This window comes from Neobacillus driksii (assembly GCF_013409995.1).
GTDB lineage: Bacteria > Bacillota > Bacilli > Bacillales > Cytobacillaceae > Neobacillus > Neobacillus driksii.
The window spans coordinates 263,619-288,099 of the sequence record NZ_JACCBX010000001.1 but is presented as its reverse complement, the minus strand read 5'-3'; the positions used below and the strand labels follow the sequence as shown (position 1 = coordinate 288,099).

Sequence of the window (24,481 nt, the reverse complement as noted above, 5' to 3'; positions counted from 1 at the left end):
ATTTGTTTAATTAAATTAAACTTTCTGCTTGATTTGGTAAAAACCTCATGTTATGATTTGTTTAATTAAATTAAACTTACTGAATGAAAAGAGGAGATTTTATGAATAACAGTATGATGTTGAAAAAAGCCACGTATCATCTTTGGACTTTTACCATAAGCAAACTGATTGCATCTTTTGGATCGCAGGTATATTCATTTGCTATTAGTTTTTATATATTGCAGGCTACTGGTTCGGCGAAAAGTTTTGCGTTGAACTTGATTTGCAATGTATTACCTCGGACCATCGCAGCCCCATTTGCAGGTTATATCATCGATAAGTACCCACGGAAAAGAATCGCGATTATCTCACAAATAGCGACGACCTTGGCCATCGGGGGGTTATTAGTCGTCAGTGTCACCTTTGGATTATCTCTAACCGCAATCTATATCACTACCTGCCTCCTCTCCCTAACATCCATGTTTTCCAGCGTAGCGTTCACCTCTTCTATAACAGGACTTGTGGACGAAGCAAGAATTCAAAAAGCCATGTCATTAAACCAAATGTCCGTATCCTTTGCGGCTATTGCCTCTCCAGCAGTCGGAGGCCTCTTGTATGGAGTGATTTCCATGCCAGTGTTCCTCATCTTTTTTATGGCCGCTTCGACGGCTGCCATCGTTCTAGACGCCACGATGAATTTCACATTGTTTGCTTCTCAAAAGTCAGAAACAGTCGATAAACAGAAAGAATCCATGTGGCAAGGAATGAAGGCTGGGGTATCCTATTTAAAATTACAGCCGATGTTGATGACCATTATCTGGATTGCGTTATTCGTTAATTTTCTTTTCAGTGCCTATCAGGTTGGATATTCGTTTATTCTTATTGAAAAATTAAAAATGCTTTCCCATCATTTTGGTTTTACGGAAGGTGCCTTTGCTGTTGGCATGCTGCTGTTATCGATTTATCTCTCCATCCGGAAAGAGATAAAATTTCCGTTGTTGGTTTCAAAAAGGGGTATTATTCTCATGGGGCTCATCATGGGAAGTGCCACTTTACCTTTACTCTTTACCATGTCTTATAACATCATGTTTGGCTACTATATTCTTCTTCAATTTGTGTTAGGAGTGTGTATTGTTTTCGTCAATACGCCAACCCAGGTGATGATGCAAAAACAAATTGCCGATGAATATAAGGGGCGTGTATTTTCGCTTATTGAAACAGTAGCAATGGCTTTATCACCATTAGGTATGGTGCTTTATGGATTTCTATATGATGTATTTCCTGCAGAATGGGTTCTGCTCCTGTCATCTGGAGTATGTGTGTGTGTAGTCCTTACTCTTTTAAGACCTGCCGTCATACGAAGGGTCCATCCGGAGCTTGAAGCGGAAAAAGTAGTGAAGAAAAGTGCGGAGGCATTTTGATAAGGTTTAGATGGTTGGATTCAGTTGAATCTAACCATCTTTATCAACCTAATTTAATAATTCGCCTAACCAACCTTAAATGAGACACCAAGATTAGAAAAACGATGGGATACAGAAAGATGGAATACCAGAGCTTCCAGCCTGTATAGTTAAAAAAGTGAGTCCTTTCAACAAGAATTTCAATAATGGAGGATCCTGCGGTCCATGCAAGGATATAAAAGAGTTTTGTTTGATTAGTCCCTTTAAAGGGATAATAGTTTAAAAACAAAATACTAACAGGCATAAAATAAAGAAATTCCCCTATAAACCCGTGCCATTGAAAACCCTTACCAAAATATCCGTACAAATGGTATTTAAAGTTGAGAACCATATCTACATTAATGCCAAACAACAACGCAAAAAGACTCGTTGTATACAATTCAATTTTACTCAATCTTTTTGGGACTAGATAAGCAATAATGATAAGAATAAAAAAGAATATAAATACCAGCTTCCACATGGATAGATAATCTCCTTCTAAGGCGGCTAATTAAACGTTATATTTTCCTAATCCTTGCTCATATAGTCACATATCAATCCTCGTCTAGATAAAATGCCTAAAGACCTACTCCATCCACCTGAACAGGAGGATTAATTTTCCAAAAATATAGTTATTTGTATCTAAATTGTTATTCTGGTAAATAAAATACTCCTTTAATGAATAATAATGAATTAACCCCCAGAAAGGAGTGAATATGCAATGAGTGTATTAGATCGCAGTCCGTTTTTATACTTTTTATGTATCCTTGCAGGTTTTGCCTTATTAAGGGTGGAGCTAACTGGATTCTTTGCACCGCTTAGTCCCTTAGTTCTCCTCATTGGTGTCATAGCTGTCCTTTTATTCTCACTTGTGTTAATCATCCATGGGGTCCTTTGTTTGGTAAAAAGAAGATAGTCGTTTAAAGTTCAAGAAAGAGAGCGAAAAGCATCGCTCTCTTTTTCTTTTATTGTTTTAGCGAAGGCCTGCATTAAATTTTTTAAAATTTTTAAAAATGCCTATATATAAGCATTGAAAACGTTTTAAAACTAAATAATTAATTATTATTTTAAAAAAGGGATTTGACTTTTCACTAACCCTACAGTAAATTAATTAACAAGTTCAAAAAATGAATAAAGTAAAAATACTTCTTATCAAGAGAGGTTGAGGGACTGGCCCTATGACACCTCGGCAGCGGAATCATTGATTCTGTGCCAAATCCAGCAAGTGCGACTTGATAGATAAGAAGAGGACGCTGATTATTTCAATTTGCCCTCTTCTTTTACAAGAAGAGGGTTTTTACTTTTAACTGAATAGTATTTCTTATCCAGAGAGGTTGAGGGACTGGCCCTATGACACCTCGGCAGCGGAACCAATTATGGACTGTGCCAAATCCAGCAAGCAGCAGGCTTGGGAGATAAGAAGAGATTTTTGCGATTGCTTTGCAGCGGCATGCCCTCTTCTTATTTCCAGGAAGAGGGTTTTTTATTTTTTTTAAAGGGGAGATACACCATGATCGAATTTCAGAATCTTAAAAAGGTTTATGAAAGTGGCGGGCAGCAGGTTGCGGCACTGAATGGAATTGATTTGAAGATTAATAAGGGAGAGATTTTCGGAGTAATCGGGTTTAGCGGTGCCGGTAAAAGTTCTCTAATCCGCTGTGTAAACTTACTAGAGCGTCCGACTTCAGGTAGTGTAATCGTGGATGGTCATGACCTCACTTCTATGTCCGTCAAAGAAGTCAGGGGGATTAAGAAGAATATTGGAATGGTTTTTCAGCACTTTAATCTATTAAACTCAAAAACGGTTTTTGCCAATGTGGCAATGCCCCTTACATTAGCCAAAGTTTCCAAGGACGCGATTAAGAAACGCGTTCAGGAATTACTAGAATTTGTCGGGTTAGCCGACAAAGCGGATTATTATCCTGACCAGCTTTCAGGCGGGCAAAAGCAGCGAATTGGCATTGCAAGAGCCTTAGCAACACAGCCTTCGATTCTGCTTTGCGACGAGGCTACATCTGCACTAGATCCACAGACCACCAGCTCCATTTTACAGCTGTTGAAAAAAATCAATAAGGAATACAACATAACCATTCTAATCATTACCCATGAAATGGCGGTCATTAGAGAAATATGCGACCGAGTGGCAGTGATTGAATCCGGTAAAATTATTGAAGAAGGCACGGTGTTTAACGTCTTTTCATCTCCTAAAACGGAGACAGCAAAGAACTTTGTTAGCTCCGTCATGAACGACCAGATCCCGGATTCTATAAAAAATATCATCCAAAAACATGACGGAATGCAAAAGGTTTACCGAATTAACTTTGTAGGCAGTACAGCCGGTCAGCCCCTGCTTTCTGAACTTGCCAAACAGTTTGAAATTCATATCAATGTCTTGTTCGGAACGATTACTGAGCTTCAAGGAACACCGTTTGGGAACTTAATTGTGGAGTTCCAAGGCTCTGATAAAGAAATCATCCGGGCATTAACCTACATCAACCAGAAGAAAATCAGCATAAAGGAAGTGACAGCACATGCTAGTTAACTCAGAGCAAATTATTTCTGCTTTAATTGAAACGGTCCAAATGGTTGCTTTTTCACTTTTGTTTTCAACCATCCTTGGACTGCCGCTGGGAATTTTGTTAGTCGTAACACGGAAAGGACATCTGCTTCAGAATCTTCCGGTTTTTAATGTATTGAATGGAATTGTTAATATTTTCCGATCTGTGCCGTTCATTATTTTATTAGTGGCAATGATCCCTGTAACAAGGTTGATTGTTGGAACTTCGATTGGAACCGCAGCAGCAGTTGTTCCTCTCGTTTTCTATGCAGGACCTTATATTGCTAGATTGATAGAGAATTCATTACTAGAGGTTGATCCTGGTGTCATTGAAGCAGCAGAGGCAATGGGCGCAACCCCATGGCAAATTATTAGTAAATTCCTCATTCCGGAAGCACTCAGCTCACTCGTTCTTGCCTTGACTATCGCGACCATTGGTCTTGTTGGTGCTTCGGCAATGGCTGGCGCTGTCGGCGGCGGTGGAATTGGAGATTTGGCGATTACATACGGCTACCAGCGTTTTGATACAGTTACGATGATGATTACTGTGGGAATTCTGATTGTGATCGTACAAGGTCTACAGTCATTTGGAAATATAGCAGCTAAAAAAATTAGACGAAGATAACTAGGAGGAAACATACGATGAAAAAACTTTTATTATCCATCATTATTGTTGCATTAGCCATTATTGGCGCTGGGTGCGCTGAGAAAACATCAGAGGGTAAAGAATCCACTACCGTTAAGCTTGGTGTTAGCGGAACCGATACACGCATTTGGGATTTTGTAGCGAAAAAGGCAGAAAAAGAGGGAATCAATATTGAGATCGTATCATTCTCAGACTACGTTGCTCCCAACACAGCTCTTGCAGAAGGCGAAATTGATGTTAATGCCTTCCAAACTGTCGCCTATTTTGATGTATTTATTAAGGAACACAATTTAGACCTAGTGCCAATCGCGACTACCGTCCTTGCCCCAATGGGAATTTACTCTGAAAAATACAAAGATGTGAAAGACATTCCAGATCGTGCAAAGATTGCCCTTCCAAACGATGCATCCAATCAAGGCCGTGCATTATTACTTCTTCAAGAAGCTGGGGTAATTGAATTACCAAAAGATTTCGATCCAAATGGCGATCTAACACAAATAAAAGAAAACCCTAAAAACATTGAATTCGTTCCAATGGTACCAGCACAAACACCAAGAGCATTACCAGACGTTGCCGCTTCTGTGATCAATAACGGGATTGCCGGTGATGCAGGTCTTAGCCCATTAGAAGATGCTATTTTTGTTGAAAGTGAAACAGCGACTCCTTACCTCAATATTATTGCTGTCCAAGCAAAAGACAAAGACAACAAAACCTATAAGAGATTAGCAGAACTTTACCAATCTGAAGATACAGCAGAATTTATTGAAAAAGAGTACAAAGGCAACATGATTCCAACATTCGTGCCACTTAGCAATATAGGCTGGTAGTTTTCTAGAAAAGGTGGAGAAATGATGACAGTACCTACTAAATCCTTAACAGCATTAAAAGAAACAATCATTGAAAATGTAGAAAACAATAAAGAGCTTTACCTATCAACAAGCCATAAAATTCATGAAAACCCTGAAATCGGCAACGAAGAATTTTTTGCTTCTGCCCTTTTGACCGATATTCTTTTAGAAGAAGGATTTGAGGTTGAAAAGGCTGTTGCCCGACATGAGACTTCATTTATTGCTCGTAAAAAGTCAGAAAAACCAGGTCCATCCATTGCATTCCTAGCTGAATACGATGCCCTCCCAGGCCTAGGACATGCCTGTGGACATAATATTATCGGAACCACAAGTGTTGCAGCAGCCATTGCCTTGAGTAAGGTACTGCAAGAAACAGGCGGAGAAGCAGTTGTATTCGGTACTCCGGCAGAAGAAGGCGGTCCAAACGGCAGTGCAAAAGGCAGCTTTGTTAAGCATGGACTAGTGAACGGAATTGATGCAGCACTAATGATCCACCCGAATAGTGAGACACGTCTAACTAGCACATCTCTGGCTGTGGATCCACTAGACTTTGAATTTATCGGTAAGCCGGCACATGCCTCTGCCAACCCGCATGAAGGAATTAATGCACTTGACGCAGTCATTCAGTTGTTTAATGGCATCAATGCCTTAAGGCAGCAGCTTCCGGGCGATGTACGGATTCATGGAATCATCACCCATGGCGGGGACGCACCAAATATTATCCCTGAATATGCAAAGGCACGATTTTACATCCGTGCTGCTACAAGAACTGGTTTGAACGAAGTTACACAAAGGGTAAAAGCAGTGGCAGAAGGTGCTGCATTAGCTACAGGGGCAAAGTTAAACGTTATTGCCTTCCAAAATGAAGTCGATAACCTTCTATTAAATAATAGTTATAATGCTGTATTCAAGGAAATCGTGGAAGAACTAGGTGAAACCGTGGTTGAAAGTGCAGACAAAGGCATCGGCTCAACAGATGCAGGAAACATCAGCCAGGTTGTCCCAACTATTCATCCTTATATAAAAATTGGTGCTAGCGACCTTATTGCACATACGGTACCATTTAGAGAAGCCGCAGCCTCCCCTAAAGGAGACCAAGCTCTGATTACAGGCGCTAAAGCTCTTGCACTAACCGCGTTAAAACTGATGACAGACGCTGATACATTAACGCAAGTAAAAGAAGAATTTATAGAAAGAAAAGCAGCAGAATCCAAATAAAAAGACGCCCAGTAACATAACCTTGTCGCTGGGCGCTTGTGTTTTAATTTACTTTTTTGGTGCTGAAGCACTTTCTCTTACAATTAACTTCGTATTGATGGTTATTTTTTTACTAACTTCCCTTTTCGAAGAGAGTCTCTCTACCAATAAGTCTACAGCTGTTTCACCCATAATTTCGGTATAAAGTTTAACCGTCGTTAGCGGTGGGACCATATATTGAGCTGTCGCCACATCGTTGAAGCCGACAATACTCAAGTCATCAGGGATTTTCACCCCAAGTTCATAGGCGGCTTTATAGCATCCAACAGCAATCGTATCATTGGCAACAAATACAGCAGTTGGCTTAGTTTCTGATGTTAACATTTCTCTTAGGTTGGTATAACCATCCTTCGGATCATATCCACCAATTTTAACTAATTCCTCTTTGAAAATATTTTTTTCTTTCAAGTAATTTTCAAAAACATCTTGCCTCAAATCTTTAAATCGATTCCCATACATATCTGTTTCAACGCCGCCAATAAAGCCAATATTCTCGTGGCCTAATTCTGTTAAATAGTTAAGAGCATTTCGGGTCGCAGAGTTGAAATCGATGACAACGGAGTCAAAATAATATTCGTCCGGATTTGAATCAACAAAGACACATGGTTTATTAAAACCTTTTATTTTTTCAATATCCTTGCTCTTAAAGGTTCCTAGGCATAAAATACCATCAATCTTATTAAGATTCCCCTCATTGCCTTCCTTATCAATTCTGAAAAAATCAATGCTTCTGCTTTTTAACTTTTTTTCCAAGGCAACTCTTATCGACAAGTAGTAAGTATCAACTAATTCCTCCTCAAGTGAGAAAGAATCGTATAATCCTATTTTCCATTTGCTCTTTTGCTTCTTCTTCGGAACTACCACATAGGCTAATTCCTCAGCTGCTTCAAAAACCCTTTTTCTTGTTTCTGGAGAGACATTTAATGTTTCATCATAATTTAACACTCTTGAAACAGTAGTGATTGAAACATTAGCTAAATTGGCTATATCTTTTATTGTGGCCATTATTTCTCCCTGCCTGCTTGTTTTTTATCTCACTGTAATTCAATTACGTATTTCCTTTAATCTATTCTTTTTTAAAAAAGGTAATTTGGTCTCTGAAATGATGATGGCACATAGAATAAGGATTGCGCCAAGCACCATTTTTACGGTCATTGCTTCATCCAGTATCGCAACGGAAAATACCATTCCCCAGAATGATTCTGTTGAAAGAATAATCGCTGCCTTTGTTTCGGTAATCATTTTTTGAGCAACAGTTTGCAATAAATAAGCGATTGTCGTTGAAAAAACACCTAGATAGAGGAGGGACAACACCCCTTCCCTTTCCATCACAACAGATGTTTCCCCTTTGAATGCAACAACAATGCTCCCAATGAGTGCTGCTGTAATCATTTGAATCAGAGTCAATGCGATAGGGTCTGAATCTTGAACATATTTCGCCGTATAGAAGATATGGAACGCAAATCCAAAGGCACAGCCAAGTGTCAACAAATCTCCAATATTAATGTCAGCGGAGAGTTTAAGCGATAATACCCCGACCCCAATCATAGCTAAAATAGCACCAACTAGTTCGTACATATCAATTTTTCGCTTATACATGACAAAGGCAATAAAAGGAACGATCACGACATTCACTGCTGTTAAAAAGGCATTTTTTGAAGGGGTGGTATATTGAAGGCCCACCGTTTGAAGCGCAAAGGCCAAATATAAAAAGATCCCCAATACTGCTCCTTTTATCATAGTACTTTTATCTATATTTTTCAGCTTTTTATGGAAAATTACACCCAAAATCAGAGTGCCTATAATAAACCTTCCAGCCAAAATCTGATAGGGAGTAAAGTGGTCCAATGCGATGGCGCTGGCAACAAATCCGCTTCCCCATATAATAGCTGTAATCGTAAGAGCGATTTCTCCAAAATACTTTTGCATTTAATCCCCCCTAAGTTGATCATCTAACAGCAGCAGAAATACACTCGAAGTCCACGTAAAGGAGGTATCTACTAGTCCTTTTCCAGTTAGCGGATCAAAGTTTTCCGCCATCCCGCCCATAAGCGTGAGATTTAAAAACTTACCTCTAAGCCGATTTCCGACCTCTTCATAACCATTATTTTTTAACGCATCGATAAAGAGATAGGTAACAGGAGCCCAGATTGGACCGAGCCAATAACCGTTTTCCCGGTAATAGTTACTCGTTAGGCCTTCAGTAGCCAGGCCAAATTTTGTTTCAAAGTTGCCTTCAAGGTCAGACACTAGGCGATCCATTATGCTTTTATCCAAGCGATAGCCAATGATTACTGGAAGTCTTAAAATTAAGCTGCTTCTGATTTCTATTTTCTCACCATTCTTGCCAACCCGCCCAAAAAAGCCATCTGCATCATAAAGTCTCTCTAGTAGTAGGTTAAATAAGGTGTCGGCTTGATTCTTAAATTGCTCTGCTTCCTCTTTTTCTCCCAACCTTTCAGCAAAGGAGGAGAGAATATCAAACGAACGAATTAAAAAACTAGCAAGATCCGGCGCTTCCACCGGCATCCCCACATGAAACAGGGAAGCATTATCCCAGCCAGAATCATTTCCATGTTTATAATGTGGCAGCCTGCCCTCGAAGGTCCGATAATTTTCATAATAGGTCATGACTTTTTTCGTAGACTCATAAACCATTCTTAACCGCTGTTCGTCCTTAAAGTAGTCATTTTTCTCCATAAGCTGCTCATAGATATAAGCAAATATCGGCGGCTTGATACAATTGTACGAAATGAACTTGTCATTCACAAAATCAGGGTAGGCACCGGATACATCTTGAGTGTCCATGAAAATTTTTAATTGAGCAAAGCTGAGTTCAGGATATTTTTCGCCTAAATTCAATGCGTTAAAGCAATTGTCCCATGACCAGATATTATACATCCACAGCTTTGACATATACATCGCATAATCTTTTAGAGCCCCATCCGGGTGAACAACGCTCGACCATGTTATATAAGAAGCCCTTTCCAAGGAAGGCAGATATTCCGCCTGTTCATAACCCTTTCTCATGGAATCAAACCATTCTTTGTAAAGTACTGCTACTTGTTCTTTCCCTTTGCTAAATGGAAGGTATTCTTTTATTTGATAAACGGTTCGATAACTTTCAATCACGAAATGTCCATTTTTCAAGCGCATATCAATATAATCATTTCCAATAATATTCCATGGTGCATCCGCAATCATTTCACCATTTAGGTTCATGATCATTAATTTTAATTCCTTAGGATAGATGTGGTATTCGTACATTCCATCTTCTAGTTCCATTAATGAATCATATTTCCCTTTTGTCGCTCTTAATCTAAGTTCCACATTCTGAACTTCAATATGGAGTTCATCTTCCTTAGGGATGATGATTTCCGCAACACGTTCTAAATTGCCTTTTAAATAGAAGGAAACAGAAATCTCCGTAGCATGTACTACGAATTCCTGTGCCACTCCATCTTTTACGATATCTACTTGAAATAGATTTGATGGTGCATCGTCCCCGCCGTGAACGTCTCTTATAAATACAGCCTGTGAATCCTTATCTTGTGAGATACAAAAATAGGACCCAAATCTGGAAAATGGTATTTCTTTAATATCTAATTTCATCCTATTTCTCCTTGTAATTTAATCACCTTTAGCTGTAACCTATTTCAAATAAGCAGGGTTTCCCCTGCCTTTTTAAAATTTATCTAACTCTGAAAAATTTACTCTCTTCTACTAAATCATCTTTAGGAATGCTCCTTATTTCCAGCCCGATTTCAAAGTCTTCTACTCCCACCCGATAGGCTGTAAGCTGTTCCTCACCGCAGCTATTACTTCCAAGCCCGCTTTGTCGATAATCGATCGTTAACTCATTGAATGGTGATTTTTTTATTTTCCCCCGGTGCATCGCGTCCTCCAATGCGCTTGTTTCATAATCATGGATGGTAAAATCCCTGATTTCTTTAAAATTAAAGAGAATTGACTGATTCCCCTTTGATACTGCTAAGAATGAGGTATCACATCTTGAGCCATTTTCCTGCGGATAAACATAATCGGTATGCATTTCTTCTACACTTTTATGATAAAGGCCAATACTTTGGCTTCTTTTACTATCCTGATAACTTTCAGAATCGCCTCTCCCATACCAAGTTACATCATTATACTCTTTGTTAAGATGCATCGTAATTCCGATCCTAGGCAGTAATTCAGGAATCTCTTTCCCTCTAATGATTTTAGATCCTTTCAACTGAAGGTTTAACACACCCATCTGGTTGATCCGATAATGATAAGACAAATGAAAGCCCCAAGCTTGATTGACACTTGATAAATATTTATGGATTTCTATATCAGCAAAGTCTTCATTCATTTGATAGTTAAACGAAACCAATTGCTCCTTTGCATTTTTTAGAAAGTATTTATTAATCCACGCGTCCTTTTTATACATATCATTATCAATAACCGCTCGCCAAAGTGTCAGTTCCGGTCCTTTTTCGATAATTTCTTCCCCATTTAATTTATGGGATACAAGGACACCATAAACTTTAGAGAAAACCGTTTTAAAATGGTCATTCTCTAGCGCCAATTGACTAAAACTTTCATTGATGGAAATCATTGGTCCACCCCCATGCTTGCTTACAACTATTTTCTTCACCTTTGTTGCTTCTAGTAAAAAACTTTCACTAGTAATCAGATGACCGGCGTTCGCATATAAAGTATTCTCTGGTTCCGAGTAACTTAATTTTATCCGAACATCATTATATTTTAAGGCTTCCAGAAGATTCAATGGCAACACTATTTCCATCTCATCCTGTGCAGGGATATTTGGGAGAGTCATATTCTTTTCTTCTATTAATTGATCAAACGATTCTACCTTAATGTGCAGCTGGATACCTTCTAGGTTTCTAAAATCATATCTGTTTTTTAACCTTATCTTGAGCTGATTAAGGTCTACTGCTTCCGTTACAATCGGTTCAATAACCTTTTTGTACTCAATCAGCCCAGGTGATGGTGTCCGGTCTGGGAATACGAGCCCATCAATACAGAAGTTTCCATTCGTAGGGAAATCTCCGTAATTCCCTCCATATAGGTAATAGACATTTCCATCTTCATCAACACTTTCGATTCCATGGTCATACCATTCCCATACGAATCCGCCTTGTAAACGAGGATATTTCCTCATCACTTCTTGATATTCTGTCAGCCCGCCAGGTCCATTTCCCATCGCATGGCCATATTCACATAAAATATGCGGCTTTTTCCCTTCAAAATCCTGCCCAATTTCTTCAAGCGCCTTTAGTCTCGTGTACATCGTCGTATACATATCACTGTAGGAAGCATGTCGATCTCCCTCATAATGTATCAATCTAGTAGAATCAATTTCTTTTATCGCTTGATACATCGCAGTGAAGTTTCTGCCCTGACCAGATTCATTGCCTAAAGACCAAATAATGATACTTGGATGATTTCGATCTCTTTTCACCATTCTAACTGCACGATCGACATACTGTTTTTCCCATAATTCATTGTCACTGATCCAATTATAATTCCCTGTGTTTTCAAAGCCATGGCACTCAAGATCTGCTTCATCAATAACATAGAGTCCATATTCATCACAAAGATCATAAAAAACATCATTATTTGGATAATGGGCCGTTCTTACAGCATTTATATTATGCTGTTTCATTAATAGTACATCATGAAGCATATCCTCATAGGTTACGGTTCTGCCCATTCTCGGATTAAAATCATGGCGATTCACACCATTAAAAAAGATTCTTTTTCCGTTTACTCTCATTTCATTGTCAATAATATCAATTGATCTTACGCCAAATCGCAGCGGAACAATTTCTTTTTCTCCATCAGCTAATTTATACTCTAATGTAGCCATATAGAGATTTGGCTCCTCCGCATTCCATAATAATGGATTCACCATTTCTCTTAACACTTGAAATTCTCTATGAACCACATCTACAGGGAAAGTATCTATTTCATTTCCTGCTTGAAAAATCTTCACATTAACTTTTTGAATTTCACTCGTTAAAAACTTCCCCGTTATTTTTAATGTAAAATCTTTAAAATCTTCGTCCGGTAATGTTTCAATGAACACATCCACAAGAGTATCTTTATTCACTCTATATAGTTCTACACTTCTAAAAATCCCTGAAAGCCACCACATATCTTGGTCTTCTAAATAGGTTCCGTCCGAAAACTGGTAAACTCTAACGGTAAATCTATTTTTTCCATTTCGAACGTACTCCGTTAAATCAAACTCTGATGGCATTCTTGAGCCTTTACTATAGCCTGCATGATGACCATTTACATAGAGATCGAAAGCGGAATCAACACCGTTAAATTTAACGATGATTTTTTCTTCTTCCTTTATATCTTCCAGATAAACTTCTCTAAAATAGATTCCTGTTGGATTATCCTGCGGTACAAATGGAGGGTTAATCGGAAAAGGGTATAAAACATCTGTATAATGCATATTTCCATAACCCTGTAATTGCCAGCAAGATGGCACAGTGATATCATCTAAATCTTCAATTTCGAATTCCTCTGTTTCAAAGTTGACTGGGGAAAATTCAGGAGCTTCCAAAAATAGAAACTTCCACTCACCATCAAGTGACAAATATCCCTTACTCATTTCTTTTTTATATTGTAATGCCTCATCAAACGCACTGTATCTGTAAAAATCAGTATGTGCAGGAAGCCTGTGTAGTGCTGTAAGATGGATATTTTCCCATCTTTTCATTTCACGTTGCATGTTTTCTTCCTCCGAATTTTATTACTTGATTGAGCCGCTTATCCCTTCAACAATGTATTTCTGCGCAAAGGCAAAAACGATGACTGGCGGAATGATCATAACGAGTGTCATCGCCATAATTGGTATAATTTGAAGCTCATGTACACCTTGGAAAGAAGCTAAACCAAGTGCCATCGTATATTTAGATTGATCATTTAAATAAATAAGTGGTCCTAAGTAGTCATTCCAAACCAATATAATATTTAGTACAGCAATCAAGGTTAAAGGTGCCTTCATGATTGGAAGGAAAATTTTATAAAAAATTTGAAACTCATTCGCTCCATCAATTCTCGCTGCATTTTCTAAATCCTTAGGAATATTCATTAAAAACTGCCTTAACAAAAAGATATTATAAGCTGAGCCGAAGAAGGCAGGGACAATCAATGGTTTTAACGTATTGATCCAGCCAAACATATTAAATTCCATATAAAGTGGAATCATCGTAACATCCCATGGAATCATCATCGTTGATAGAAGCAACATGAAGAGAATGTTTTTATATTTAAAGTCATATCTAGCAAAACCATACGCAACCAAGGAACAGGAGATAAGCTGACCGATTGTTGTCAATACGGTTACAATCATCGAGTTCTTAAAATACGTACCAAATGGCTGGCTATTCCAAGCATCGATAAAATTGCTTAAAAGTGGTACATCAGGCACGAATTTAGGTGGAAAGCTAAATACTTCTGCTTCTGATTTAATCGCTGTGATAAATGCCCATATAAAAGGAAATAGAAAATAGAGCGAAAAGAGGACAAGAATACTGTAAACAATGATTTTATGTTTTCGGGTTATCTTCATTTTCTTTTCCTTCCTTTTCTTTCCTTTTTCACTTCAGCCTCATAAAATACCCATGCAGAGGACGACTTAAAGATTAACATCGTCAATAGCAAGATGATAATAAACATAAACCAAGCATTAGCACTCGCATAACCGAGTTCATGGTGTTTAAATGCATTGTTATAAACAAATAGTCCATAGAAATACGTCGATTTTAATGGTCCGCCACCTGTTAATAACAACACTAACGTTAATTGCTGTAATGCGGCGATAACAGATGTGATGACATTAAATAAAATGGTTGGTGTAATGGTTGGAATGGTAATACTAATAAATTGTCTGATAGGACCAGCACCATCAATGGATGCAGCTTCATACATTTCATATGGAATTCCTTTAATATCGGTATAAAAAATTAACATCATCGTCCCGACGCCCCAAGCACTTGCAATTACAATCGTTATGATTGCCCACTTAGGGTCAATAAGCCAGTCTGGTCCTTCAATCCCAAGCAAAGATAATATATAATTTAAAACTCCATACTCAGAGTTAAACATCCAACCCCATATAATAGACACTGCTACACCGGATACAACGGCCGGGAGATAGAAGATTGTCCTAAATATCTTAATTCCTTTAATTGGCTGGGTGATAAGGAGTGCGAGCACCAAAGCAACTAAGAGGTTTAATGGCACAAATATTAAGGCGAATTTCAAGGTGATCACGAGCGAATCATAAAATTGCGGATCAGCCGTAAACATCGTTTTAAAGTTATCAAAGCCAATAAACTTTGTTTCACCGGCAATCGGCCAATCAAACAAACTCATGATTAATGAAAAAACCAAAGGTCCTAAAGTGAAAACAATAAAACCGATGATCCACGGTAAAATAAATAAAAATGGCACTCTTTTACGGACTAATGTGAATTTTTTTGGTTTGTTCTTTTTAGTAAACATATATTTCCCTCATAATGGTTTGACCTTTTTGAATCCGACAGATAGCAAAATCCTATTTAAAAAAATGAGAATATATCATACTGCCATGATATATTCTCACTGGAAATCAATAGACAATCTTACTTAGCTACACTATTTAAAGCTTCTTTAGGATCAACACGTGTACTTGGATTGAAGATTTGTTCAAACACTAAACTTAATTCGTCAGATAGTTTACTCCAGTCTTCTGTTACAAACGATGTTGGTGTATATCCTTCACTTTGTTCTAGCATGTTGTAGAATACTTTCTTAATGGGATCTTCTTGGAGCTTTTCTGATTCAACTACACTTTTTAATACTGGAAGTTCAAAGGATAGTCGTGCTTTATTTGCTTGTTCGCCTGTCCAAAATTCCATAAATTTAAAGGCAGCTTCTTTGTGTTTAGAATCCTTGGACATTGCAATACCAGAAGAACTTACGATACTAGCACTTGGATTATTACCAAACGCAGGGATTTCAACAACTCCATAGTTGATTCCAGCTTCTGTAAAAGCGGAAAGGTACCAGGCACCGTTAATAAACATACCTACTTTGCCTGATTTCATTTCAGTATCGCCCCAGCCTTCTGTGGTAATCGCAGTACCCTCTTCCAACATATTTTGGAACATCGTAAACGTCTCAATTGATTTCTTTGAATTTAAGTTGCCGTCTAATTTACCTTTATTATCTACATAAGAAGCACCATTCCCCCATAAATACATCTCAAAATCATATGGGTCAGGTTGACCTGGGAAAGCAAATCCAGTAATTTTCTTATCCTTATTCGTTAGTTTCTTAGCTGCAGCTTGTAGATCTTCCCATGTCCAACCAGCTTGTGGATACTCAAGCCCTGCTGCGTCAAATAAATCTTTATTATAGTAAACAACATGAGTCGTATAACCTACTGGAAGACCGTAAATATCCTCTCCAACGGAGTTATAGTTCCATAATGCTTCATAGAAGTTACTCTTGTACTCTTCCCCTCTATCCTTGATATAAGAATCGAGCGGCTCCAGAGCATCTTTATATTGCGGATAATTCCACATATACATGATATCCGGAGCGTCCTTAGCACCAATTCCTGCAGTAATCTTCGTGTCATAATCGCCGCCGTAAGCTTCCAAAACTACTTCGATATCGCTATTTTTCGCATTAAATTCATCGATTAATCCTTGTTGTAGCTCGACATCGTCACCAACATCCCACGTTGCAAACCTTAACTTGACTTTCCCATCCTCCGCTTTCTCTCCGTTTGTATCGGATGAACTGCAAGCGGATAACAGCAGTGTGACTACAATAGTAAAAAGGAAAAACAATTTCATTTTCTTTGGTACGTTCATTCTATCCCTCCTAGTAGTTTATAGGATTATTATAATGACAGTTTTACTAAAAGTAAATGCTTTCATTTAATATTTTACTAAAAATATTTTTATATATTTATAATTTTCAAATTCTTTAGTTTGGTAGAATTATACTCTGTTATCACAGTAAAATATGAACAATTCTAGGATTTTTGGTAGTATTTCTTGGAACATAGGGTAAAATCATTCAATTTTTACTTATATATCTCAGTAAACAAATTACCAATCAATTTTAGTAAAAATTGATATTATAAAGGAGAGTTTTACCTAACACATAAAACCACCCGGGAAGCATATCCATATTTTTACTAAATGAGCACAAAATAAAAAAGGCGATTTCAGTCTAGAACTGAAAATCACCTTTTTTAAATCTTTTACTCCAAGTTTGGGCAATCCATTTTAAAACATCTTTAAAACCTCTCTCAAGGCAAACGAGTGGTATGCATCCTTTTTCGTGATAATGCCAAGTCTCCAGTACAAGGTTGGCTCTGCAAGTGGGACGATATGAACATTAGGATTATTTTGTTTACTGTAAATAGACTTTGGCAGCAATGTTACGCCAAACTGTGAAGAAACAAGCTCTAGTATTAAGTCCCACTGTGAACTCTGATAAGAGACCTCCGGAATAAAACCTGCCTCTATACAAACATTTTTAATATAGTCATGCAGCGTAAACTCATCTGAAAAAAGAATAAACTTCTCTTCTTTTAACTCAGTGATTTCAACGGTGTTTCTTTTAGCCATCAGGTGGTTTTTATGTACATAAAGAACAAATTCATCTGTGATGAATGGCTGCACATTAAACTTTGATGTGTCAGCTGGCAGTACGATTATGCCGAGGTCGACCTGTCCGTTTTCAACAAGCTGACCGATAAGTTTTGCACCTCTTTCCACTAAATGCAGAGAAACGTTAGGGTATTTTTCCTGAACCCGCATCGCTATAGTTGGAAAAAACAATGTGCCAATTAGAGGTGGAATCCCTATTCTAATTTCACCAGATGTAACATTCTTTAAGTCGTCAAGAAGGTTGGTGATCTCAGACAGTGACTCCACTGCCTTTTGTGCTTGCTCATAAACAATCTGTCCGGCATCTGTCAAACGTAAATGACGGGTGGAGCGGTCGAACAATTCTACGTTCAATTCTTCTTCTAGCTTTTTTACTGCCTTACTGAAAGAAGGCTGTGATAGATAGGAATGTGCCGCCGCTTTTGTAAAACTTTGATGAATCACTACTTCAATAAAAGACCTTAAATCGCGAAGTTCCACAGGTTGCTCCCCCATTTATTCCAGATATTCATATTATTTATTCTTTTTATGTATTTTACTTATAAATAAACGGCATGTAAACTAGTAGGTAATAGAATATTCAGACTAAAAGGGGAGAATATTGATGAAATCTAGTAAATTAGTTACCTCATTTTCGGAAGCGGTTTCAGATATCCAGGATGGTGCCACTTTAATTGTCGGCGGCTTTGGTTTATGCGGCATCCCAGAACATTCGATTCAAGCTTTAAAGGAACAAGGAACAAAAGATTTAACGGTAGTCAGTAACAACTGTGGTGTGGATGACTGGGGTTTAGGCCTCCTCCTAGCAAACAAGCAAATTAAGAAAATGGTGTCATCGTATGTAGGAGAAAACAAAATTTTTGAACAGCAATTTTTAAGTGGTGAACTAGAGGTGGAATTGACACCACAAGGCACCCTTGCAGAGCGTATACGAGCTGGCGGTGCAGGAATCCCAGGATTTTATACTGCAACTGGTATAGGTACCCCAATAGCAGAAGGAAAAGAAGTGAAAGAATTTGATGGAAAAACCTATCTGCTTGAACGCGGAATTGTTGGGGACTTTGCGCTTGTGAAGGCATGGAAAGCGGATACACTTGGCAACCTCGTTTACCGTAAAACATCACGCAATTTCAATCCACTCGCTGCGATGGCAGGTAAAATTACGATTGCTGAAGTCGAAGAAATCGTCGAAGCGGGTGAGCTGAATCCAGATGAAATTCATACACCCGGCATTTACGTGCAGCGTATTTTAGTTGGCACCAACTATCAAAAACGAATTGAACGGCGGACAGTTGTTCACGCATAACTCACATAAAAAGGAGCGGATGAAAATGAGAGACACTCGTTTAACGATTGTGAAGAGAGCGGTGCAGGAAATAAAAGATGGAATGAATGTTAACCTTGGAATCGGAATGCCGACACTTGTTGCAAATGAGATTCCTCAGGATTTCAACGTATTATTACAGTCGGAAAACGGACTGCTTGGTATTGGTCCTTACCCGATAGATGGTCAGGAAGATCCTGATTTGATTAACGCAGGAAAAGAAACGATTACAACTGTTCCCGGCTCCTCTTTTTTTGATAGTGCTGAATCCTTTGCGATGATTCGCGGCGGTCATATTGATTTGGCGATCCTTGGCGGCATGGAAGTGTCCGAAAATGGTGATCTTGCAAATTGGATGATTCCAGGAAAGATGGTCAAAGGAATGGGCGGCGCTATGGACCTTGTGAATGGAGCCAAACGGGTTGTCGTTATTATGGAACACGTCAACAAACACGGTGAGTCCAAAATTAAGAAAGAATGCTCTCTTCCACTGACAGGTAAACAAGTGGTACACCGACTCATTACCGATCTTGCCGTCTTTGATTTTACACCAGATGGTATGGTGCTGATTGAAACAGCTAGCGGCGTAACAGTCGAAGAAGTAAAACAAAAAACGGAGGCCACCTTCACCTTGTCTCCGCTGCTTTTGGAAGTGCAATAAATTTTAAAGATTGAATCACCGAAGGGGAAAACCCCAGCCAATTTATCACATAAAAGTTAAAAAAACCAAGATGTTCAGTAAGAAAAAGGAAGGGGCCTCCCTTCCTTTTTCTTTTAAAAATCCTGCGACTGTAATTAGAATACTAGATGTCTAACGAATTAATTCTTCCATTCCCCAACTTTTCTTTTAACGCTCCGATAAACAAACTCACTCGTATTATTTCATAAAAATACTGAATTATTAAAATACAAATATATCAATATACTTGAGGAGGTTTTATGGACAAATTTTAGAAATTATGGAAAAACCATATCACATTTTTGTGGTTCATTGACGAGACTAATCGCTCCTAATATTGTAGGAGAAGACCAGTGTTTATATATATACCCATTTTTGAAAGTGCTTTCATCTTTATAAAACAGGATAAGGGAAGCCTGCTTGATCCAAGCTTCATATAAAATTGAAAAAGGGAGAGTTGGAAAAATGAATCGTTTTAAACAGGGACATTCGTGGGTGGCTGTCTTTTTCGGCTTATGTTTACTGCTGTTATTGCCGAATACAAGCTATGCAAAACAACCAGAATCATCCTATTGGTTTCCCGATCAATTAATGAAATGGTCGCCAGAGACTGACCCAAACGCTCAATTTAACCGCAGTAAAATTCCATTAGCAAAACGAGAAGTGTTATATGGAGTGAATGACCATGCCCAATCTGAAGCAAAACTAGTGGCATTGTCTGCGCTCAACTCAAACACAAGCGGTGTACCTTCTCAAGGCGGGAAAGAGTTCTTTGCGAATACGTTCAGTTATTGGCAATATGTCGATTTAATGGTGTATTGGGCGGGCTCGTCCGGTGAAGGCATAATCGTCCCTCCAAGTGCAGATGTGATTGACGCTTCTCACAAAAATGGAGTTCCGATTTTAGGAAATGTGTTCTTTCCTCCAACGGTATACGGCGGAAAGTATGAGTGGGTCGACCAGATGCTGAGCCAAAGAGAGGATGGCTCCTTCCCTGCAGCCGACAAGCTGCTTGAAGTGGCCAGCTACTATGGTTTTGACGGCTGGTTTATTAACCAAGAAACCGAAGGCGGAGACCCAGAATCAGCCAAAAAAATGAAAGATTTCCTCATCTATCTGCAGCAGCAGAAGCCGAAAGGTATGCAGATCATGTGGTATGATTCGATGACGGAGGATGGGAAGATCAGCTGGCAAAATCATTTAACGGATAAAAACGACAGCTTTTTGCAGGACGGAGAAGCTCGTGTTTCTGATAGCATGTTTTTAAACTTCTGGTGGCGTGACCAAGAGTCTTCCTTTAATAAAGCTCATGGCCTTGGAAGAAATCCCTATGATCTACATACAGGCATTGATGTCGAAGCAAGAGGAACAAGCACGTCCATTCCTTGGCAGGGCATATTCCCTGAGGGCAAAGCACCTTTTACTTCTTTAGGTATTTACCGACCTGACTGGGCCTTTAAAACAGCGGCGACAATGGAAGAGTTTTATCAGAAGGAAAATGAATTTTGGATTGGTAATTCCAGAAATCCATCCAATACAATGGATAATGGTGCTTGGAAAGGAATGGCCCATTATTTTAATGCAAAAACAGCGATTAACGAATTACCGTTTGTTACTCATTTTAATACAGGAAGCGGCAAGTTTTTCTCCGTTGATGGAAAAATCGTAAATAATCAATCTTGGAATAACCGCAGTCTTCAGGATATCCTTCCAACCTGGCGCTGGCTTAAGGAAGGCGGACAAAATGTTAATGTTGAGTTTGATTGGGATACGGCCTACTACGGAGGAAGCTCTTTAAAGCTTTCGGGCGCCATTGATCCAAGCAATCCTACTCATCTTAAGCTTTATAAAACCAATCTTCCAATCCAAAAAGATACTGAAATCTCGATGACATACAAAACAGCGGCGAAAAATCCGCACCTGAAGCTGGGAATCAGCTTTATTGATAATCCAGATCAATTTATCTTTTTTGACGTAAAAAAACATAGTAAAAATCAATGGATGACAGAAACCTTTAAACTGAAAAAATACAGTGGTAAAAAAATTGCAGCGATTTCACTGTTGGCTGAAAGCGACACGGAATTGAAAGATTATGAAATGAATATTGGAGAAATCAAGGTTTCCAACAAAAAAGCGAAACAGAATGGAAATTCCCCGCAGCAAGGAAAGGTAAGAAACATTACCTTTGATAAAGGGATTTATGCCGATGTCTCTCTTGCCTGGGATCCTTCTGAATCGGATGATGTAAGCCATTATGAGATTTATCGCCGATTACCGAACAATGAAAAAGAGCTTGTTGGTGCTACACCAAATCATGTTTATTTCTTATCTGCTATGAAACGATTTGAAAAAGAAAGCCAAACCGTATTAGAAATTGTCACTGTAAACAAGGAGTATACTCGCAGCGAACCTGTTGAGGTGACATTTGAATGGCCGCCATATCCAAAGCCGGAAGCAGATTTCCGTGCTGATAAAACGATCGCGGCTCCAGGGGAACCAGTGCAGTTTTCTAATGCCTCCTCAGAGGTAACCGAAGAAGTCGAATGGCATATTGAGGGTGGAACTCCAGCGGTTAGCAGTGATGAAAATCCGGTTGTCACCTATGCAGAGGAAGGTGTTTATTCCGTAACCTTGATTGCGAAAAATAGTGAAGGTGAAAGTATCCTTACAAGAGAAGCATATATTACTATTTCCGAATCCGCTAAAGAGATAAAAAATGTTGCGTTGAATAAGACAGCTATCGCGAGCGGACAATGCGCTCCTTCTGAAGGACCAAGCTTTGCTGTTGATGGAAAGGTAACAGATAACAGTAAGTGGTGTGCATTAGGACAGGCTCCTCATTGGTTAAATCTTGACCTCGGTGATCGATACGCCATTTCTAAGTTTATGGTTCGTCATGCCCAAGCAGGAGGTGAACCGCAAGCCTTTAATACGCAGGGCTTTAGAATCGAAGTGAGTTTGGATGGAGACAACTGGACAGAAGCGGTTCGGATAACGGATAATACTGAGGGTGTTTCCGAGCATAGTATATCTTTAACTAATGCCCGATTTGTCCGCTTATGGATTGATAAGCCGACTCAAGGCAGCGACCAGGCCGCAAGAATTTTTGAATTTGAAGTTTATGGATATCCAAATCAGTAAGTTATGGAAGCAGGGTGTTCGAATTGAGCACCCTGCTTTTACTTTAAAGGAAGCTATGTTAAATTTTATTGTTATTAATTAGGCTGTAGAAACTTCATCCTCCATATCATAGAAACCCAGCTCCATCGTGGATTTCCCCGATAGTGTAAAGGAATTACCCTAATACAGGCTGATCAACAAACCTTATACTTCCTTTATGGTTATGTAATTCCAAAACTACAATTTTGTTTTCTCCCTTATGCAAAAATGGAGCTGGGACATAGAGCGTTTGCTGTGGTCCGATTTCCCAGTATCGACCAAGATTATGTCCATTCACAAAGACAACTCCTTTCGTCCACTCGGACATATCGATGAACGTATCTGCTACTTCCTCAATATTCAAGGTCCCACGGTGAAGATAAGGATGATTTTCTTTAGCGTCATTACTGTTGAACTTTAAGGAACTCAAATCCTTTAACGGTAAAGGATACACGGTCCAGCCAAATAAGAATTGGTTTCCTGCTCGAACACCTTCGGTAATCCCTTTAAAATCCTTAAGGAATGGCCCATAGTTTACGCGTCCCATATTTTCAACTACAATTTGTAATTTTGTTTCTTCCTCGGTGATATCAACCTCAATACTTGCCCGGTTGCCAATTCGCTCGACTAGACCAGCGTATTCACCATTCAAATAAATTTGCCCGCGGTCATGAATATCTTGAACCGTGATCGTCTGCTGACCGTATGCTCCTTTGATTACCGTTTCATAGACGATAAACCCATAAGCCTGCCCCGCCTCTTCCATCGTTAAAGGGGTTTGGCACTGCACTGGATTTGAAAGTTGATTCAATGAATCTAGTAACGCAGCATGTTCCTTCAAATAAACCTCACCGTATCGTTTTTTTTGCGTCACTGGAGGTAATTTCATTTCAGGCAAATCAACATATTTTTCAAATGTCTTTCTCACCGCAAAGAATTTTTCCGTCACATCACCAGATTCTGTCAACAAGCCATCATAATCGTAGCTGGTAATCGTAGGCTGATAATGTTCTTCGTTATGATTGGCACCATTATAGAAACCAAAATTGGTCCCCCCGTGGCCCATATAAAAATTGACGGAACCATTTTGCTGCAAAATGCTCTCCAATGTTTCTATGACACTTTCAGAGGATTGAGTGTGGTGCTCTTCGCCCCAATGATCGAACCATCCGTGCCAAAATTCCATACACATTAGCGGTGCATTAGTCTGGAACTGCTTTAATTGTTCGAAAGCACCTTCTGCACGAGAACCAAAATTGACGGTTCCCAGAACGCCTTCAATCATCCCGCTATTCAGCAAACTTGCCGCTGGACCATCGGAAGTAAATAGAAGCTCCTGTCCGATTCGTTTTTGGACACTGTCCCGCATATAGTGCAAATACTTTTGGTCATTTCCATAACTGCCGTATTCATTCTCAACCTGGATTGCAATGATCGGACCCCCATTGGAACACAGCAATGGCTGTAATCGTTCAAATAAAACATCGAAAAACGCATCTACTTTTTCTAAATACGGTTGATTGTAGCAGCGTAAGTGAAGATTTGGCACGGTTAATAACCAATAAGGAAAACCACCAAACTCCCACTCAGCACAAATATAAGGGCCAGGCCGGACAATAACATGAAGACCAACTTTTTCCGCCGTTTTGATGAAATGCTCAATGTCAGCAATGCCTTCAAAAACAAACTTTCCTTCCTCAGGTTCATGTAAATTCCATGCCACATAGGTTTCTACCGTATTAAACCCACATTCTTTTAATTTAATTAAACGATTTTCCCAATACTCTGGCACGGTCCTAAAATAATGTATCGCCCCGCTTAATAACTGGATTTCCTTGCCGTCTAATAAGAATGATCTTTGATTAAATGTTAATACAGACATACTTCCCCTTCTTCCTT

Annotated in this window: 19 protein-coding genes and 2 riboswitches; of the genes, 9 read left to right on the top strand and 10 right to left on the bottom strand. The window is 38.9% G+C overall.

What is annotated here, in order from left to right; genetic code table 11:
- Nucleotides 1-101 precede the first annotated feature (101 nt).
- On the top strand, nucleotides 102-1,400 hold the full coding sequence (locus tag F4694_RS01245) for an MFS transporter (protein ID WP_179595084.1): 1,299 nt from the start codon (nucleotides 102-104) through the stop codon (nucleotides 1,398-1,400).
- Nucleotides 1,401-1,443: 43 nt separating this feature from the next.
- Here the strand turns inward: F4694_RS01245 and F4694_RS32875 are convergent, their stop codons facing one another.
- Nucleotides 1,444-1,899, bottom strand: coding sequence for a CBO0543 family protein (locus F4694_RS32875; RefSeq protein WP_374757394.1), 456 nt, complete (start codon nucleotides 1,897-1,899; stop codon nucleotides 1,444-1,446).
- A 240-nt stretch (nucleotides 1,900-2,139) separates the two neighbouring features.
- Between F4694_RS32875 and F4694_RS01240 the strand changes: the two genes are divergently transcribed.
- The 5 genes from F4694_RS01240 (at nucleotide 2,140) to F4694_RS01220 (ending at nucleotide 6,687) form a co-directional block, all read left to right on the top strand.
- Entirely contained in the window at nucleotides 2,140-2,334 is a 195-nt protein-coding gene (locus F4694_RS01240; RefSeq protein WP_179595083.1) for a hypothetical protein, read from the top strand.
- A gap of 230 nt (nucleotides 2,335-2,564) precedes the next feature.
- Nucleotides 2,565-2,664, top strand: a riboswitch (SAM riboswitch).
- A gap of 72 nt (nucleotides 2,665-2,736) precedes the next feature.
- A riboswitch (SAM riboswitch) is annotated at nucleotides 2,737-2,840 on the top strand.
- A gap of 88 nt (nucleotides 2,841-2,928) precedes the next feature.
- Nucleotides 2,929-3,960, top strand: coding sequence for a methionine ABC transporter ATP-binding protein (locus tag F4694_RS01235; RefSeq protein WP_179595082.1), 1,032 nt, complete (start codon nucleotides 2,929-2,931; stop codon nucleotides 3,958-3,960).
- Nucleotides 3,950-4,600, top strand: a complete 651-nt coding sequence (locus F4694_RS01230) for a methionine ABC transporter permease (RefSeq protein WP_179595081.1) — start codon at nucleotides 3,950-3,952, stop codon at nucleotides 4,598-4,600. Before F4694_RS01235 ends, F4694_RS01230 begins: the two co-directional genes overlap by 11 nt.
- A gap of 17 nt (nucleotides 4,601-4,617) precedes the next feature.
- Nucleotides 4,618-5,448, top strand: a complete 831-nt coding sequence (locus F4694_RS01225; protein WP_179595080.1) for a MetQ/NlpA family ABC transporter substrate-binding protein — start codon at nucleotides 4,618-4,620, stop codon at nucleotides 5,446-5,448.
- A 24-nt stretch (nucleotides 5,449-5,472) separates the two neighbouring features.
- Complete coding sequence (locus F4694_RS01220; RefSeq protein ID WP_179595079.1) at nucleotides 5,473-6,687, top strand: M20 family metallopeptidase; 1,215 nt, start codon at nucleotides 5,473-5,475, stop codon at nucleotides 6,685-6,687.
- A 48-nt stretch (nucleotides 6,688-6,735) separates the two neighbouring features.
- Here the strand turns inward: F4694_RS01220 and F4694_RS01215 are convergent, their stop codons facing one another.
- The 8 genes from F4694_RS01215 to F4694_RS01180 all read right to left on the bottom strand — a co-directional run bounded on the left by F4694_RS01215 (nucleotide 6,736) and on the right by F4694_RS01180 (nucleotide 17,900).
- A complete protein-coding gene (locus F4694_RS01215) occupies nucleotides 6,736-7,731 on the bottom strand; it encodes a LacI family DNA-binding transcriptional regulator (RefSeq protein WP_179595078.1) in 996 nt (331 codons plus the stop codon).
- 39 nt (nucleotides 7,732-7,770) lie between these two features.
- Nucleotides 7,771-8,655, bottom strand: coding sequence for a DMT family transporter (locus F4694_RS01210; RefSeq protein WP_179595077.1), 885 nt, complete (start codon nucleotides 8,653-8,655; stop codon nucleotides 7,771-7,773).
- Nucleotides 8,656-10,338: an amylo-alpha-1,6-glucosidase gene (locus F4694_RS01205; protein ID WP_179595076.1), complete on the bottom strand. Its 1,683-nt coding sequence runs from the start codon at nucleotides 10,336-10,338 to the stop codon at nucleotides 8,656-8,658.
- Nucleotides 10,339-10,417: 79 nt separating this feature from the next.
- On the bottom strand, nucleotides 10,418-13,477 hold the full coding sequence (locus tag F4694_RS01200) for a glycoside hydrolase family 2 TIM barrel-domain containing protein (protein ID WP_179595075.1): 3,060 nt from the start codon (nucleotides 13,475-13,477) through the stop codon (nucleotides 10,418-10,420).
- A gap of 21 nt (nucleotides 13,478-13,498) precedes the next feature.
- The gene (locus tag F4694_RS01195) at nucleotides 13,499-14,320 is read right to left on the bottom strand and encodes a carbohydrate ABC transporter permease (protein WP_179595074.1); all 822 of its coding nucleotides are present in this window, start codon (nucleotides 14,318-14,320) and stop codon (nucleotides 13,499-13,501) included.
- Nucleotides 14,317-15,255: a carbohydrate ABC transporter permease gene (locus F4694_RS01190; RefSeq protein ID WP_179595073.1), complete on the bottom strand. Its 939-nt coding sequence runs from the start codon at nucleotides 15,253-15,255 to the stop codon at nucleotides 14,317-14,319. The genes F4694_RS01195 and F4694_RS01190 overlap by 4 nt, the downstream gene beginning before the upstream one ends.
- 119 nt (nucleotides 15,256-15,374) lie before the next feature.
- Nucleotides 15,375-16,613 (bottom strand): ABC transporter substrate-binding protein, encoded by a 1,239-nt coding sequence (locus F4694_RS01185; RefSeq protein WP_179595072.1) that lies wholly within the window; start codon nucleotides 16,611-16,613, stop codon nucleotides 15,375-15,377.
- Nucleotides 16,614-17,033: 420 nt separating this feature from the next.
- Nucleotides 17,034-17,900 carry a LysR family transcriptional regulator gene (locus tag F4694_RS01180; protein WP_179595071.1) on the bottom strand — a complete coding sequence of 289 codons (867 nt, stop codon included), beginning with the start codon at nucleotides 17,898-17,900 and terminating at the stop codon, nucleotides 17,034-17,036.
- Between the two features lie 124 nt (nucleotides 17,901-18,024).
- Here F4694_RS01180 and F4694_RS01175 point away from each other — a divergent pair, with 124 nt between their 5' ends.
- The 3 genes from F4694_RS01175 (at nucleotide 18,025) to F4694_RS01165 (ending at nucleotide 22,564) form a co-directional block, all read left to right on the top strand.
- Nucleotides 18,025-18,726, top strand: a complete 702-nt coding sequence (locus F4694_RS01175; protein ID WP_179595070.1) for a CoA transferase subunit A — start codon at nucleotides 18,025-18,027, stop codon at nucleotides 18,724-18,726.
- A gap of 25 nt (nucleotides 18,727-18,751) precedes the next feature.
- Entirely contained in the window at nucleotides 18,752-19,405 is a 654-nt protein-coding gene (locus tag F4694_RS01170; protein WP_179595069.1) for a CoA transferase subunit B, read from the top strand.
- Nucleotides 19,406-19,888: 483 nt separating this feature from the next.
- Nucleotides 19,889-22,564: an endo-beta-N-acetylglucosaminidase gene (locus F4694_RS01165; RefSeq protein ID WP_179595068.1), complete on the top strand. Its 2,676-nt coding sequence runs from the start codon at nucleotides 19,889-19,891 to the stop codon at nucleotides 22,562-22,564.
- Between the two features lie 154 nt (nucleotides 22,565-22,718).
- Here F4694_RS01165 and F4694_RS01160 read toward each other — a convergent pair whose 3' ends face one another.
- Nucleotides 22,719-24,464 carry a glycoside hydrolase family 35 protein gene (locus F4694_RS01160; RefSeq protein WP_179595067.1) on the bottom strand — a complete coding sequence of 582 codons (1,746 nt, stop codon included), beginning with the start codon at nucleotides 24,462-24,464 and terminating at the stop codon, nucleotides 22,719-22,721.
- Between the last annotated feature and the right edge of the window lie 17 nt (nucleotides 24,465-24,481).

Coding starts and splice junctions, on each gene's coding strand:
- F4694_RS32875 (WP_374757394.1), bottom strand. CDS start 1,899: ATGTGGAAGCTGGTATTTATATTCTTTTTTATTCTTATCATTATTGCT.
- F4694_RS01205 (WP_179595076.1), bottom strand. CDS start 10,338: ATGAAATTAGATATTAAAGAAATACCATTTTCCAGATTTGGGTCCTAT.
- F4694_RS01215 (WP_179595078.1), bottom strand. CDS start 7,731: ATGGCCACAATAAAAGATATAGCCAATTTAGCTAATGTTTCAATCACT.
- F4694_RS01190 (WP_179595073.1), bottom strand. CDS start 15,255: ATGTTTACTAAAAAGAACAAACCAAAAAAATTCACATTAGTCCGTAAA.
- F4694_RS01235 (WP_179595082.1), top strand. CDS start 2,929: ATGATCGAATTTCAGAATCTTAAAAAGGTTTATGAAAGTGGCGGGCAG.
- F4694_RS01220 (WP_179595079.1), top strand. CDS start 5,473: ATGACAGTACCTACTAAATCCTTAACAGCATTAAAAGAAACAATCATT.
- F4694_RS01200 (WP_179595075.1), bottom strand. CDS start 13,477: ATGCAACGTGAAATGAAAAGATGGGAAAATATCCATCTTACAGCACTA.
- F4694_RS01175 (WP_179595070.1), top strand. CDS start 18,025: ATGAAATCTAGTAAATTAGTTACCTCATTTTCGGAAGCGGTTTCAGAT.
- F4694_RS01240 (WP_179595083.1), top strand. CDS start 2,140: ATGAGTGTATTAGATCGCAGTCCGTTTTTATACTTTTTATGTATCCTT.
- F4694_RS01185 (WP_179595072.1), bottom strand. CDS start 16,613: ATGAACGTACCAAAGAAAATGAAATTGTTTTTCCTTTTTACTATTGTA.
- F4694_RS01165 (WP_179595068.1), top strand. CDS start 19,889: ATGAATCGTTTTAAACAGGGACATTCGTGGGTGGCTGTCTTTTTCGGC.
- F4694_RS01195 (WP_179595074.1), bottom strand. CDS start 14,320: ATGAAGATAACCCGAAAACATAAAATCATTGTTTACAGTATTCTTGTC.
- F4694_RS01245 (WP_179595084.1), top strand. CDS start 102: ATGAATAACAGTATGATGTTGAAAAAAGCCACGTATCATCTTTGGACT.
- F4694_RS01230 (WP_179595081.1), top strand. CDS start 3,950: ATGCTAGTTAACTCAGAGCAAATTATTTCTGCTTTAATTGAAACGGTC.
- F4694_RS01170 (WP_179595069.1), top strand. CDS start 18,752: ATGAGAGACACTCGTTTAACGATTGTGAAGAGAGCGGTGCAGGAAATA.
- F4694_RS01225 (WP_179595080.1), top strand. CDS start 4,618: ATGAAAAAACTTTTATTATCCATCATTATTGTTGCATTAGCCATTATT.
- F4694_RS01210 (WP_179595077.1), bottom strand. CDS start 8,655: ATGCAAAAGTATTTTGGAGAAATCGCTCTTACGATTACAGCTATTATA.
- F4694_RS01160 (WP_179595067.1), bottom strand. CDS start 24,464: ATGTCTGTATTAACATTTAATCAAAGATCATTCTTATTAGACGGCAAG.